The organism is Mycoplasma sp. 2248 (genome assembly GCF_034863245.1).
In the GTDB taxonomy this organism is placed as follows: Bacteria; Bacillota_I; Bacilli_A; order Mycoplasmatales; family Metamycoplasmataceae; genus Mycoplasmopsis.
Genome location: NZ_JAYFFC010000012.1, coordinates 1 through 14,254, shown reverse-complemented (window position 1 = coordinate 14,254; position 14,254 = coordinate 1). Strand labels below are relative to the sequence as shown.

The 14,254-nt window shown below is 29.1% G+C and carries 15 protein-coding genes; 12 read left to right on the top strand and 3 right to left on the bottom strand.

Annotated elements, in window-relative coordinates; genetic code table 4:
* Positions 1-24: 24 nt before the first annotated feature.
* The 3 genes from VBM91_RS03020 (at position 25) to rpmA (ending at position 1,038) form a co-directional block, all read left to right on the top strand.
* Entirely contained in the window at positions 25-267 is a 243-nt protein-coding gene (locus VBM91_RS03020) for a hypothetical protein (RefSeq protein WP_323188723.1), read from the top strand.
* A 203-nt stretch (positions 268-470) separates the two neighbouring features.
* A complete protein-coding gene (gene rplU, locus VBM91_RS03015) occupies positions 471-770 on the top strand; it encodes a 50S ribosomal protein L21 (protein ID WP_257089080.1) in 300 nt (99 codons plus the stop codon).
* 7 nt (positions 771-777) lie between these two features.
* Complete coding sequence (gene rpmA, locus VBM91_RS03010; protein ID WP_257089078.1) at positions 778-1,038, top strand: 50S ribosomal protein L27; 261 nt, start codon at positions 778-780, stop codon at positions 1,036-1,038.
* 55 nt (positions 1,039-1,093) lie between these two features.
* Here the strand turns inward: rpmA and VBM91_RS03005 are convergent, their stop codons facing one another.
* Positions 1,094-1,819, bottom strand: a complete 726-nt coding sequence (locus VBM91_RS03005; protein WP_323189231.1) for a DNA-processing protein DprA — start codon at positions 1,817-1,819, stop codon at positions 1,094-1,096.
* Positions 1,820-1,987: 168 nt separating this feature from the next.
* Here VBM91_RS03005 and VBM91_RS03000 point away from each other — a divergent pair, with 168 nt between their 5' ends.
* From VBM91_RS03000 to VBM91_RS02990, 3 genes are read left to right on the top strand one after another with little or no spacing between them, the layout of a single operon-like run.
* On the top strand, positions 1,988-3,025 hold the full coding sequence (locus VBM91_RS03000; protein WP_323188725.1) for a 2-hydroxyacid dehydrogenase: 1,038 nt from the start codon (positions 1,988-1,990) through the stop codon (positions 3,023-3,025).
* Positions 3,003-4,094: an aquaporin gene (locus VBM91_RS02995; RefSeq protein ID WP_323189230.1), complete on the top strand. Its 1,092-nt coding sequence runs from the start codon at positions 3,003-3,005 to the stop codon at positions 4,092-4,094. The genes VBM91_RS03000 and VBM91_RS02995 overlap by 23 nt, the downstream gene beginning before the upstream one ends.
* Positions 4,095-4,151: 57 nt before the next feature.
* Positions 4,152-6,299, top strand: coding sequence for a Tex-like N-terminal domain-containing protein (locus VBM91_RS02990; RefSeq protein ID WP_323189229.1), 2,148 nt, complete (start codon positions 4,152-4,154; stop codon positions 6,297-6,299).
* Between the two features lie 37 nt (positions 6,300-6,336).
* Here VBM91_RS02990 and VBM91_RS02985 read toward each other — a convergent pair whose 3' ends face one another.
* Entirely contained in the window at positions 6,337-7,026 is a 690-nt protein-coding gene (locus tag VBM91_RS02985) for a ribonuclease HIII (RefSeq protein ID WP_323189228.1), read from the bottom strand.
* Positions 7,026-7,934, bottom strand: coding sequence for a Cof-type HAD-IIB family hydrolase (locus tag VBM91_RS02980; RefSeq protein ID WP_257089066.1), 909 nt, complete (start codon positions 7,932-7,934; stop codon positions 7,026-7,028). The genes VBM91_RS02985 and VBM91_RS02980 overlap by 1 nt, the downstream gene beginning before the upstream one ends.
* A gap of 311 nt (positions 7,935-8,245) precedes the next feature.
* Between VBM91_RS02980 and pyrH the strand changes: the two genes are divergently transcribed.
* The 6 genes from pyrH to VBM91_RS02950 all read left to right on the top strand — a co-directional run bounded on the left by pyrH (position 8,246) and on the right by VBM91_RS02950 (position 14,211).
* Positions 8,246-8,965, top strand: a complete 720-nt coding sequence (pyrH, locus tag VBM91_RS02975) for a UMP kinase (protein ID WP_257089064.1) — start codon at positions 8,246-8,248, stop codon at positions 8,963-8,965.
* A complete protein-coding gene (gene frr, locus VBM91_RS02970) occupies positions 8,965-9,516 on the top strand; it encodes a ribosome recycling factor (RefSeq protein WP_323189227.1) in 552 nt (183 codons plus the stop codon). The genes pyrH and frr overlap by 1 nt, the downstream gene beginning before the upstream one ends.
* Positions 9,517-9,570: 54 nt before the next feature.
* A complete protein-coding gene (mnmE, locus tag VBM91_RS02965) occupies positions 9,571-10,938 on the top strand; it encodes a tRNA uridine-5-carboxymethylaminomethyl(34) synthesis GTPase MnmE (RefSeq protein WP_323189226.1) in 1,368 nt (455 codons plus the stop codon).
* A 1-nt stretch (position 10,939) separates the two neighbouring features.
* The gene (locus VBM91_RS02960) at positions 10,940-11,743 is read left to right on the top strand and encodes a TatD family hydrolase (RefSeq protein WP_323189225.1); all 804 of its coding nucleotides are present in this window, start codon (positions 10,940-10,942) and stop codon (positions 11,741-11,743) included.
* On the top strand, positions 11,743-12,522 hold the full coding sequence (rsmA, locus tag VBM91_RS02955) for a 16S rRNA (adenine(1518)-N(6)/adenine(1519)-N(6))-dimethyltransferase RsmA (RefSeq protein ID WP_323189224.1): 780 nt from the start codon (positions 11,743-11,745) through the stop codon (positions 12,520-12,522). Before VBM91_RS02960 ends, rsmA begins: the two co-directional genes overlap by 1 nt.
* 138 nt (positions 12,523-12,660) lie before the next feature.
* Positions 12,661-14,211, top strand: a complete 1,551-nt coding sequence (locus VBM91_RS02950) for a DUF2130 domain-containing protein (protein WP_323189223.1) — start codon at positions 12,661-12,663, stop codon at positions 14,209-14,211.
* Positions 14,212-14,254 lie beyond the last annotated feature (43 nt).

Below are 14,254 nucleotides of genomic sequence, written 5' to 3'. Positions count from 1 at the left end.
TATATAAGTGAAAGGAGGTTAACTATGAAACTTAATGATCTAAAACCAATAGAAAAAGAAAAGTATTCGCAAATTCAACCTGGTTTTTCGTTTGCGGCTTTAGTTCCGTTAATTCCATCGATAGTTCAAAGCGCAATATCTATTCTTGGTTTATTTAAGTCATTTACATCAAATTCAGGTTCAGTTAAAGGTAAAGATCAAGAATTCAAGTGAGATAATACTGTTAAGAAAACTTCTAATGTAATTGAAAATTACTTATTATTTTAAAAAAATCACTATTCATAATTTTTCAATTCAAAGTCAAGATTTCATTGAAAAAATTTGTATAACTTCTATATTTTTAGACTAAAAAAACTTACTAATTTTACTTTATTGCTATATAATAAGCATGTTACATTTGTAACCGTACTAAAGAGGTTCATCAAGTGCAAAAGCCACCTCAAAGACGAGCCACATTTTGGAGGTATTGCATGTTTGCAATTATCGAATCAGGTGGAAAACAACTTTTAGTTAAAGAAGGTCAAACAATCTTCGTTGAAAAACTTGAAGGTCAAGAAAACTCAGAAGTTAAATTTGACAAAGTTTTATTAGTTAACGATAAAGTAGGAAGACCTTACTTATCTAATGCTGTAGTTTACGGAACAATCGAAAAACAAGGGAAAGCAAAGAAAATTGTTGTATATCGTCACAATGCAAAGTCTACTCACAAAAGAAAATTAGGACACCGTCAACCTTACACACGTGTTAAAATTACAAAAATCGAAGGGTAATTAGAATATGGCACACACGAAAGCCGGTGGTTCTACCCGTAACGGTCGTGATTCTCATAGTAAGCGTTTAGGTGCTAAATTAGGTGATGGACAATTTGCAACAGCAGGATCAATCATTTACCGTCAAAGAGGAACAAAAATTTTCCCAGGACAAAATGTTGGTCGTGGTGGAGACGATACATTATTCTCAAAAATCGATGGATACGTAAAATACGAAAGCAGAAGAAACAGAAAGTATGTTTCTGTATATCCTGAAAGACAAAACTAATTTTAATTTATATAGTAAAACGTGCCACAGCAATTATGTGACACGTTTTTTATTTCTAAATTTCAGTAACAGAAGTAATTAAAGTAGCTCCGGACTTAATAAGCTGATTATTCAAATCACCAAAATCATCACTAGGGAAACATTTTATATCCTTACCAATATCAGCAAAGTGATTTACTAACTGTATTGCTTTTGAGTCTCCTTTTAACGAGAATGAAATAAATTGTTTGCTTAATAAAGAACTTAATAAATTTGCTTGTTTAAAATATTCTCTTCTAGGATGACAATTTAAGGGATACTGAGATATATAAAGTTCATTTGGTTTTAAGGTTTGTTTTAAAATCTCATCATTAAAACCTTCTTTTAGAATGTGAATAATTGAACCGTTGTGATTTCTATAAAAATCAACAATAGATTTTTCACTTTCTTTATAGTCATTGGTAATTAACACATGAGAATTAACCATATTTTCAAGCTGTTTTTCAGAATTAAAACTACCTAGCAGGTTTCTTTCATCAACTAGATAAACTTTATTTTTGTTTTTAAGTAGCGTAGTGTTTCCGTACACATAAAGCACATAAGGTGGATATTTGATAATGTTTAAATTCAAAGGATATTCTTCATCTAAAATGGTGATAAACTTTATTTTCCTTTTCACATACTCTTTTACTCATTGTGTTAATAGATTCATATCGATTTTAGGAATGCTTTTAAGATTTTTATAAATTATGTAGTTATTTCCCTTGTGTAAGTTAGATAAATAAAATAATATTAAGTTCATTTTCTCCTCCTATTTACAATAGTAAATTTAGCTGAAAATGAACTATTTTTATACCTAGCACACTATTAGTTTAGTTTAAATAAAAAGCCTTTGTTTTAGTATAAATTTAATATAATTACTTTAAAAATTATTAGGTTTATTTTTATTCATTTTTATCTAGGAGAAAATATGAGAATTGCATTTTTCGATTCTAAAGATTACGATATTAAATACTTTGAAAAATATAATGATGGAAGACACGAAATTACTTTTTTTAAAGAAAACTTAAACTTAGATACAGTTAAGTTAGCTAAAGGTTACGATGCTGTATGTGGGTTTGTTAATACTTATGGTGACAAAGTAATTTTAGAAGTCTTAGCAAAAATGGGTGTAAAAGTTTGATTGCAAAGATCAATGGGATACAACAAAATTGATGTTGCTAAAGCTAACGAGTTAGGAATTCACGTTTACAGAATTTTTAACTACTCAGCTGAAAGTATTGGTGAATTTGCTTTTGCAGGATTATTAGCACTTAACAGAAATCTTTTAATTGCTAATAAAAGAGTTAAAGATTACAACTTCTCATTAAATGGACTTGATGGACTTTGTGTTGGGAACTCAACAATTGGGGTTGTTGGTTCAGGAAAAATTGGACAAACATTTATTAAAATTGCTAAAGCAACAGGTGCTAGAGTTTTAGTATTTGATGCATTTGCTCAAGATAACTTCCCTCAATTAGCTGAACAATTTGGATTTGAATGAGCTTCATTTTCAGAAATCTTACAAAACTCAGACTTTATTTCAATCCACTGTCCTTTATTACCTTCAACAAGATACTTATTCGATAAAGCTGCTATTGATATGCTTAAACCGGGAGCAATTATTATCAACACAGCCAGAGGAGAAATTATTGAATTACAAGCAATGATCGATGGGCTTAAATCAGGTAAAGTTCGTGGATTTGCAACTGACGTTTTAGAAAGAGAAGAAGGAAGATTTTACGAAGACATTTCTTCAAGAATTAAAGAACTTAAAGAACAAGATCCTCAATGAGCAGAATTAATCGAAATGGACAACGTTTTAGTAACATCACACCAAGCATTCTTAACAGATTTAGCTTTAACTCAAATAGCTAAAACAACATTAGAAAATGCAGATGCTGCGCAAGCAGGTGATTACTCAAAAGCATTAGTTTTATTAGAGAATGGAAAAATACAAAATGGTTAATACACAGGAATTATTAATTAAGAAAAATAGCTTTTTCAAAGATTTATTTAGCTTCTTTAAATTAAGAACATCAGAAAGACAAAATGCTGAGAAACCAGCTGATTTAAAAACTTGAATCATCCACGGTTTATCAGAATTTATCGGAACAATCTTTTTATCACTTGCATTAGCAGGTTTATCAATTTACACATCTTCAGGTAAAGTTGCTGAAGAATATATGTTACATAAAATCATTGTTGGATTTTATGCAGGATTTATTGCTGTTGGGGTAGTGTTATTCATCTTCTTACGTTGAAGTTGTGACCTTAACCCAGCTGTAACTATTTATCGTTATATAAACGGTAGAAATAATGGTTACTATGCTTTATATAAAATTGCAATTCAATTCTTAGGAGCATTTGCTGCTGCAGGATTTATCTATTTATTTGGATACTTATCAGTAGGGAAAGATCATTTACCTAATGCCCCAATTACTGCAATTGGCGCTTACAAAGCTTCTTTTGTTGCAGAATTAGAAAAAGGTTCAAATCCATCAGCAAACCACGTTTTAGCAAGTGGAACAGCGTGAATTTTCTTTGTTGAGTTAGTTATGACAGCTATCTTATTATTTCCAATTTTTTCACCAAACATTAACAATAAATACCGTGATTTAATGATTATGTTCATTATTTCATTATCAGTATGAATGGGAATTTTAGGTGCCACAGCAGCTATTAACCCAGCTAGAGGATTAGCTCAACAATTACCTGCATTCTTTACATCAGAAACTCATGTTGGTAAACATTTAGAAACAAAAATTACTGAAATAGCCCCTGATTTTGGCTTCGATACTTCAGTAACATTAGAACAATTAAAAAATTCATTTGCATTTGATTCATTAGTTTACGCAACATTTGCTATGTTATTAGGGGATTTATTAGCTCCAGTATTCTATGCATTTATTCAAGGATTCACACAAAGAGTTGTAAACCCATTTGTTGTTAAAGTTATTGCATTTAAAAACTTTAGAGCAGACTCAATGACAACACCAGAAAAAGAAGCAAATAAATCAAACGACAATAAACAATAATAATCTTAAGAATCACTTCTTAAAGTGATTCTTTTGTTTCTAATAGGAAAGGATAATATGAAAAATAACGAATTAGCCTTGGAGTTAGCTTCAAAAGAATTAAACATTCCTACAAATCAAGTTCAAACAGTATTAGAAATGTTATCTAATGGAGATACAGTTCCATTCATTTCACGTTATAGAAAACAACAAACTGGTGGGCTTAATGAAGAACAAATCTATCAAATTGAATCTATTTACAAATACAAAGAAGAGCTTTTAGATAGACAACAAGCAATTATTAAAATTCTAAGTGAAAAGAATTTACTTACAGACAAGCTTAAGGAACAAATCTTAAATACAACTGTCAAAAGCGAATTAGAGTCAATTTATGAACCATTCAAGGTTGGTAAAATCACAAAAGCAACAAAAGCTATTGAACTCGGTTTAGAGCCACTTGCAAAGAGAATTTTTGAGAATAAAAGTCCTCAATTTGACGTTGCAAGAGAAGCTAAAAAATATTTAACAGAACAAGTTCCTACAGTCGAATTCGCTATTGAGCAAGCTAATTTCATTATTGCACAGTGAATTTCACAGAATGTAGAAATTAAAAATCAAATTAAAGAATCAATCTACAATTTTGGAAGAATTAAAACAACAAAGTCTAAAAAAGTTAATGATGAAAATGATGATTTAGTATTCTTAAATTACTATGATTTTTCAACACCTATTAAATACATTAAAAACCACAATGTATTAGCAATTAATAGAGGTGTTAAATTAGATAAACTTAAACTTGAATTTGAGTATAAACAAGAGCCATTAGTTATTATCATTTTAAAAGCTATTGATAAAACAAGAAACAATAAAGACAATGTTATTGATGCGATTAATGATTCACTCAAAAGACTTATTTTACCTAGTGTAGAGAGAGAAATCTTTAGTGACTTATTTGAAATAGCTGAAAAAGCAAGTATTAACATATTTGCAAATTCAGTTGAAAAATTATTAACTGCTCCAGCAATTACAGGCCACAATATTTTAGCCATTGACCCTGCGTATGTTAATGGATGTAAAATAGCTGCATTATCTGAAAATGGAGATGTTTTAGGTATTGCTAAAATTTACCCTAATAAACCACAAGAAAAAGTGGCAGAGGCAACTAAAGTAGTTTTAGATTTTATTAACAAATATAAAATTACTATCGTTGTTATTGGAAACGGAACAGCTTCAAGAGAAACTGAATTATTTATTTCTAATATTATTAAACAAAACAATTTAAAGGTTAAATATGCTATTGTTTCTGAAGTTGGAGCTAGCGTGTACTCAGCTTCACAAATTGCAATCGAAGAATTCCCTAACTTGAGTGTTGAAGAAAGAAGTGCGATTAATATTGGTAGAAAATTCTTGGATCCATTAAATGAGTTAGTAAAAATTGATCCTAAATCAATTGGTGTCGGTCAATATCAACACGACTTAAATCAAAAAGAATTAGAACAATATTTAAACTTCAAAGTGCAAAAGGTAGTTAATGAGTTTGGAGTTGACTTAAACACTGCTACAAAGCATATTTTGATGTATATAGCAGGTTTAAGTAAGAAGATAGCTCAAAATATTATTGAATACAGAAATAGTAAAGAAAGTAAAAATTTCGAAAACAGAAATGAACTTCTTAAAGTTCCGGGGTTAGGTCCAAAAAGTTTTGAACAGTCAGTAGGTTTTTTAAGAATATTCACTTCATCAAACTTTTTTGATAAAACAATAATTCACCCTGAATCATATAAATTAGCATCAAAAATTGTTGAAAAATTTAACTTAAAACCAAGTGAACAAGGTATAGATGTTTCTAACTTAAATGCACAATCTATTGCTGATGAGTTAAATTCAGACATTTATACAGTTGAATTGATACTTCAATCATTAGCAAGTCCTACTAAAAAAATTGTTGATAATAAATCAGGATTTATCTTAAAAGACAGTGTGTTAGATGTAAATGATTTAAAAGTTGGAGATACAATTCAAGGAACTGTTGAAAATATTACTGATTTTGGTATATTTGTTTATATCGGAATCAAGAAAAACTTATTTATTCACGTAAGTAATTTAAACTTAAATCGAAATGAATCAATCTTTGATAAGTATTATCCAGGTTTAGTGATTAACTCTGAAATCACTGAAATTGACTTACAAAGAAATCGTTTAAGTGGAAAAGTTTTAGAGAACTAAAAAAATGAATAGACCAGTGTATAAGGTCTATTCATTTTTATTTAAGCTTAAAATTAAGTTTTAAAACAGAGTTTAATGAGCTTTCACCATAAGTCTGTGTGAACTCGTGGATTTGAGCAACTACATTCTTGCTAGCACCAAGTAAGAAATTGAAATTTCAATTCTTACTTTGTTCTTCCATATATTGTAATAAGTGATATCTTCCAATAATTGAAGCACATGCAACTGATAAGTGAATGTCTTCAGCTTTATTAACTAGCAATGTTGGTAATTGTAACTCATTTAATTTAGCTCAGTTATTTTCAATAAAGAATTTTTGATGATATTTTAATATTGAATTAGTTGTTGAATATTTATCAATAATAATTGCAGTTGCTTGAATTTTGTATTTTTTAGCCAATGTACTCAATGCACTTGCGTGAGTGAAAAATTTAAGTTCATTAGCATTATAAGACTTGCTTAATTTGTTATATCCAGCTTGTGTAAGTGTGTAAACGGAATATTCAAGAAATTCCATTAATCTAGGAGCTAAAGATAAAATTTGTTTATCAGATAGTTTTTTAGAATCCTTTACACCTAATGAAGCAACAAATTGTTTAAGTTTATTTGGTAAATAAACTGCACAAGAAACAAGCGGTGTTCAGTAATCACCAACCCCTGTTTCATCAACTCCAATTACTTGCTCTAAATCAACATTAAGTTGTTTGATATCATCAATATATTTCATTATTCTTCCTCGATAGCTTGAATTTTTCTTTTACGTGCGTTTGATTTTTCTATCTCGGCTTGTGGATTGTCTAAGAATTTGTGAATGTATTCTCCAACCCCACCTTCTTTGTTTGTTTTAGAAATTCTAATTGATGCATATTTTTTAACGTCTTTTGAAGCATTAGCCATAGCTACTGAAATGTTTGCGATTTTAAACATAGGAACGTCGTTAAATCCATCTCCTAATGCAATTGTGTTTTCAACTTTAACGTCGTAGTATCTAATTAACATACTTAAAGCTTTACCTTTGTTAGCTGTAATGTTAGTCATATCGAAAACAGGTGTTAAACCTTCTCCTTTTGATCAGTATGAGAATTCAGCTAAGTCACCATATCTTGATTTAAGGTATTTTCTAAGTTCTTCAATGTTTGTTGTCTCTTTAACGTCAAAGATAATTCCTGTAGGCATTAAAGGAATTTTGTATAAGTCTAAACCGATACGTAATTTTGAACTTGTTTTAAATCCGAAAACTTTTTCAAGTTCTTCATCACGGTGATCTAATTGAACTCAGTCCGGTCCTTCAATAGCGATGTTTGAAACTTCTTTTTTAACTTTAGGATCACCTAAAATGTATAATGCTTCGTTTAAGTTTAAGTATTTAATGTAAGGGATGAATTCTTGATCATATGGATGGTGAATATGCGCTCCATTGTAGTTAGCAACGATTGTGTTAAGACCTAATGATTCATAAATGAATTTAGTACTTCTTCAAGGTCTTCCTGTAAGGATACATACAACGTGCCCTTCTTCTGTTGCTCTTTTAATTGCGCTAAGTGTTCTGTCGTGGATAACGCCTGTTGCACTAGATTGAAGTGTTGTACCATCTAAGTCAATAGCAAATAAAAATTTTTCTTTTTCTGCTGCCATAATCTACCTCTTTCTTTAAATTATTTTTGGAAAATTTTATTCCTATGGCATAGGAATATTAATTGAAAATACAACATATTTGTAAAATATGTTTATAAATTATAAAGTATTTTTTAAAAAACGGTAATTTGTAAGAAAAATTGTGAAAAATTCCGTAAAAAAGTGAAAAATTGCAGTTTTTATCCTTAAATTTAGGGATTCTGGAAAAAGTTAAAAAAAATAGACTGAAAAATCTTTTTTCTATATAATTAGTTTAAACATTATTATTTATATTAAATAATAAAAACTTAACTTGTTAAATAGAGGTAGTGATGATTAAGTATCAAAGAATTCTTTTAAAACTTTCTGGAGAAGGTTTTGCAAACAAAGAAAAACATTTAGCAATTGACTATGACTTAGTTCACAAAATTGCATTACAACTTAAAGAAATTGTAGCTAAAGGTATACAAGTATCAGTAGTTATTGGTGGAGGAAACTTCTGAAGGGGTGCTTCTGCTGAAAAAAATGGAATTAATAGAAATAAAGCTGACTATATTGGAATGCTTGCTACAATTATGAATGCTATTGCCTTAGGTAGTGGTTTCGAGCGCGTTGGACTTAAAGCTAGAGTTCAAAGTTCATTAAACATTGATCAAAGAGTAGCTGAATATTACGTTAATGAAAAAACAATCAAATACTTAGAAGATGGTGAAGTTGTTATCTTTGCTGGAGGGACAGGTCGTCCGTTCTTTACAACAGATACAGCGGCAACATTATATGCATCAGAAGTTGGTGCTCAAGTTATTTTAATGGGTAAAAATGGAACTGATGGAATTTATGATTCAGATCCTAAGAAAAATCCTGATGCAAAACATTATGATCACATCACTTATGATGAAATCTTAGAAAAGAAATTACAAGTTATGGACTTAACAGCCACAAGTATGGCTAGAGACAACAATATTAATTTAATTGTGTTTAACTTATTAGAAGAAAATTCAATTTTAAATGCACTTGAAGGAAAAATCAAACATACAGAGGTTACTAAATAATGGAATTAGATATTTATTTATTAGATTTTGCTGAAAAAGCAGAAAAAGCACTTTCACATTACCGTTTTGAATTATCAAAAATTTCAACAGGTAGAGCTAACCCTCAATTGATCAAAGGTATTCGTGTCAATTACTATGACACACTTACACCGCTTGAAGAATTATCAAACATTTCAGTTCCTGAGCCACAACAATTATTAATCAAACCTTACGATATTACATCAGTTAAGGAAATTAATAAAGCTCTTGAAAAAGCAAACTTAGGTGTTATGCCAATTGATGAAGGAAGTCAAATTAGATTAAACTTCCCTCCTCTTACAACTGAAAAACGTAAGGAAATGGTTAAATCATTATCTAAGTTAACCGAAAATGCTAAAGTAGGTGTTCGTAATGCTCGTCAAGATGTTAATAAAGCTATCAAAGCTGATGAAGAGTTATCAGAGGACGAACAAAAAAGATACTTAGATGTTATTCAAAAAGAAGTTGATAAAGAAATTAGTAAAATCGACAAAATTACAAGTGAAAAACAAGAAGAATTAATGAATAAATAAATGTCAAACTAGCTTTTTAGCTAGTTTTATTGTATTTATAAGAAAGGAGACAATATGACTAATGATACAATTGCAGCAATCAGCTCAGGTTCTCATATAAATCAACCAATTTCAATTGTTCGTGTATGTGGTCCTGATGCAGTAAATGTTGTTTCTAAAGTTTTTAAAGGAAAAATTGGCGCAGATCACACAATTTCATATGGTTTCATTCACGATAATGGACAACTTATTGATGAAGTTTTAGTTATGTCATTTGTTGGTAAAAAAGATGCAAATGGTAATGATGTATTCAATAACTATGTTGGCGAACCTTTAATCGAAATTAACTGTCACGGTGGAATTGTTGTTACAAACAAAGTTTTAAGTTTATTACTTGAAAATGGTGCCAGATTAGCTGAACGTGGTGAATTCACTAGAAGAGCTTTTTTAAATGGAAAAATGGACTTAATTAAAGCTGAAGCTATTCACGATTTAATTATGGCTCAAACTTCATCTCAAGCACTTGCATCGGTTAATAAATTCAAGGGTAAAACTTCAGGTTTAATTGATGAGTTTTTAAATAAGATTGCTGTTTTAATTGGTCTTGCTGAAGTTAATATTGACTATCCTGAGTATGATGATGTTGAACGTTTAGATTCAATCAATATGTCAGAGAAAATTTCTGTTTTAATCAGTGAGCTAGAAAAAATAGTGAAAATTTCAGAGGATTCTAGATATGTTTTTGAAGGTGTTAAAGTTGCGTTTTTAGGAAAACCTAACGTTGGAAAAAGTAGTATTTTAAATACACTTTTATCAGAAGATAAAGCAATTGTTACAGATATCGCAGGAACTACAAGAGATTTAGTTGAAGCTACTTACAAAATTAACGATATGTTATTTAAACTTGTTGATACTGCTGGTTTAAGAAACACTCAAGAAATTATTGAAAAAATTGGTATTCAAAAATCATTAGATCAAATTGAAAAAAGTGACCTTATAGTGCACGTTGTATCTGCAAATGAACCTGAAGATGATTTTGATAAATTAATTGAGCAAAAATCAAAAGAGTTGAGCAAGTTCTATTTAAAAGTTATGAACAAAAAAGACTTGCTCAATTCAGAGAAATCATTAGATGATAATGTTATTTATATTTCTGCTTTAAATAATGATATTGAAGCATTAGAACAAGGTTTAGTTTCAAACTTCCAAAATATCAACATTTTAGATGAGCGTATTTTTTCAAATACACGTCAACTTTCACTTATTAAGCAAGCTTTAAATTCACTTAAGGATGCTGAAAATGCTCTTGACAACTATGCGACTTTTGATATGGTTATCATTGATTTATATGCAGCGTGAGATCAATTACAGAATATTAAAGGAAATGTAAACAGAGAAGACTTATTAGATGTTATGTTCAGCACTTTCTGTTTAGGTAAATAATATGAGTTCAAAGAAAAATAAATTTGTTGATGCACATAATCATTTATCAATAACTGCTTACAAACACGAAGATATTATTGATATGATTTGTGAGCAAGCTTATGCTAATAGACTTGAATTTATGATTGTTAATGGTGGTCATGCTGAAGAAAACAAAGAAGTTATCAAGTTAGCTAAAAAGTATCCTGATTTAATTAAACCTGTTATTGGAATTCATCCTGAAGATGGAATTGATGAGAATGATTATTTAAGATATAAAGATTTAATTGATGAGACTATTGTTGGGATTGGAGAAATTGGATTAGATTACTTCTATGAAGAAGGTGTTCCATCAAGAGAAAATCAAATTAAATCATTTAGAAATCAAATCAAATTAGCACAAGAATTAAACCTACCAATTGTTGTTCACATTAGAGATAAAATGGACCAATACCAAGCTTACCAAGATGTTTATGATATTTTAAAAGAGTTTCCTAACATCAAAGTTATGCTCCATACATTTGCTGGAAATATGGAATGAGCACAAAAATTCTTAGAGTTTAAAAATCTTTATTTTTCATTTAGTGGCGCTGTTACATATGGAACAACAAACCAAACTAGAGATATTATTGAGTTTTTACCACTTGAAAGAATTCTTACAGAAACTGACGCCCCGTTCTTAAGAGTTCATCCATATACAGAACAAAAAAATGAACCAAATACAGTTTTATTTGTCGCTTACTACATAGCAGGAATCAAAAAAGTGGGTATGGATAAATTCACAGATAGAATTAATAAAAACTTAAGGACTTTATTTAATTTATAATGCAAAATAAAAAAGAAGTTTATGCAAAAAAGAAGTTTGGACAAAACTTCTTAAAAGATCAAAACATTTTACGTAAGATAATCAATGTATTTGATGTAAAAGAACAAAAAGTGTTGGAAATAGGACCTGGTAGAGGTGCCTTAACTAATTATCTTTTAAATGCTGGCGCTTATGTAACTGCTTTTGAAATTGATTCTGATATGGTTGATGTTCTAAATAAAGACATAAACAATCCTAATTTTAAACTTATTCATCAAGACTTCCTGGAAGCTGATATAACTAATTTTAAGGACACTTTCATTATTGCTAATATTCCTTATTACATAACAACTGATATCCTATTTAAAATATTTGAAAACAAAGATAATTTTGAAGGTGTATTAGTAATGGTTCAAAAAGAAGTAGCGCTAAGAGTTTGTGCTAAACCTAATACTAAAGATTATTCAAAGTTATCAGTTTCATCACAATTTTTAGCTGATTGTAAATTAGAATTTATCGTTCCTGCAAATGCTTTTTCACCTGCCCCAAAGGTGGATTCAGCTATTTTATCTTTGAGATTTAAAAATAATGTTTCATTAGATGAATGAAATTCAATTAAGGATTTCTTCAAATTATGCTTTGAAAACAGAAGAAAGAAACTTTCTTATTCATTACAAAATAAATATTCAAAAGATCATATTCTTAATATATTTGAACAATTAGGGTATGATGACAATTTAAGAATTCAACAATTATCAGTAGAAAAAATTGTTGATTTATTCAAAAAGTTAGAAAAGTAAGTGAGAATCATTTGCTTTTTTTATTTAATTTTGCAAATAAGACTAAAAAATAAGACTGCAAATTTTAAATATTAGCTGATATTAAATCGAATAAAGTGATAGCATTAAAATAAGATATATAAGTTAAGGGGTGTTAAAATGAAAGAGATTAAATTTAAATTAAATGAAGAAAGACCTTTGGAATTAATTATAAATGAAAATGCTTATCCAGGTGATATTATTGATTTATCAACATTAAGTAGTGGTGAGTTATTCGCTTTGAGTAGTAATATCAATAATGAAAGAAATTATGACATTAAAAAGCAGGCAGAAAAAGAATTACTTGAAAACCTTACAAATTTACCTGAATATAAGGTAAACGTACAAGGTCTAGTTGATGAGTATAATAAAAAACTTGCTAATTTGCAAACAGAATTAAATAAATTAAAAACATCAATGAATTCTACAATTGAAGTCGAGAAACTTAAATTGCAATCAACTAAGGATGCAGAAATTGCAGCATTAAAATCAAATATTAAGAATCTAGAAGAAACTAAAGAACAAGAAATCAGGAACGTAAAATCTGAATTGGAAATTACATTTACAGAGAAGATGCAAAGACAAAAAGAAGCTTATAGTCAATTAAATACAGAATTAAGTGAATTAAAGGCTTCAATGAATTCAACAATCGAAGCTGAGAAAAGCAAACTTGAAGTAAATAATATTAAGGCAATAGAGAAGGCTAAAGAAGAATACAAAAAAGAATTAGAAAAAGAAAATCAAGTTAAGAATAATCAAATTATCGAAGAATTAAAAAACAATTTTAAAGAGCAAATTGATGAGCTTAAAAAAGAAAAAATTGAAGTTCAAAATAAATTAGAAGCTGCCAACGTCGCAATTGATGCTCTTAAAACAAGTAAATCATTATTATCTTCAAAGAGAGTTGGAGAAAACTTTGAAGAACAAATCGCTCACTTATTAGATCAATACACGAACTTGGATGATTTAGTTGATTATGAAAAAACAACAACTAATATTGATGGTACAAAACCAGACTTCTTAGTTACTTTCTACAAGAACGAAAATAATAATAGAGTGAAAATTGGTTCTGTTGTTATTGAAGCAAAATCAGAAACAGAAAATGGTTCACAAAAGAACTCACAATTCATAAATAAATTAATCAAAGATCAAAAAGCTCGTCACGCAGAAACTGCTTTCCTGGTTACTGAATTGGAAAAAGAAGATGACTTTCTTGTAAAAATTGAAAGAGATAAAGATAACAAGAACCAAGTTTGAGTAATAAGATTACCATTTATGATTCAAATGTTGCAACTACAACGTTATATGTTTTTAAAGGCTTCTGAATTCAATTTTGTTGAACTTAGAGATAAAATGAAAATTCTTGAAGAATTTGAACAATTCAAAAAGAAACTTTTAGAAACAAGATTAGATGCACTTAATAAAGTTGCAACTGATATGAAGAAACAAGTTGAAAGAATTCAAGATTCAGCTAATGCACTTGAAAACTTACTTACAAATGATCTTGAAAGAAAATTCAGATACTTAGTTGATGAAGTTGAAAAATTCAAATTAACTAAGAAAATGAACAAAGTTAATTGAGATAGTGCACCACAATCTGTTGAAGCTAAAACTCCACATTTAATCGAGGGAGCACAAGAAGCTCACATAGTTGAAGTAGAAGAAGAATAGAAAAAGAAAATCAGCAAATAAACTGCTGATTTTTTCTAATCCT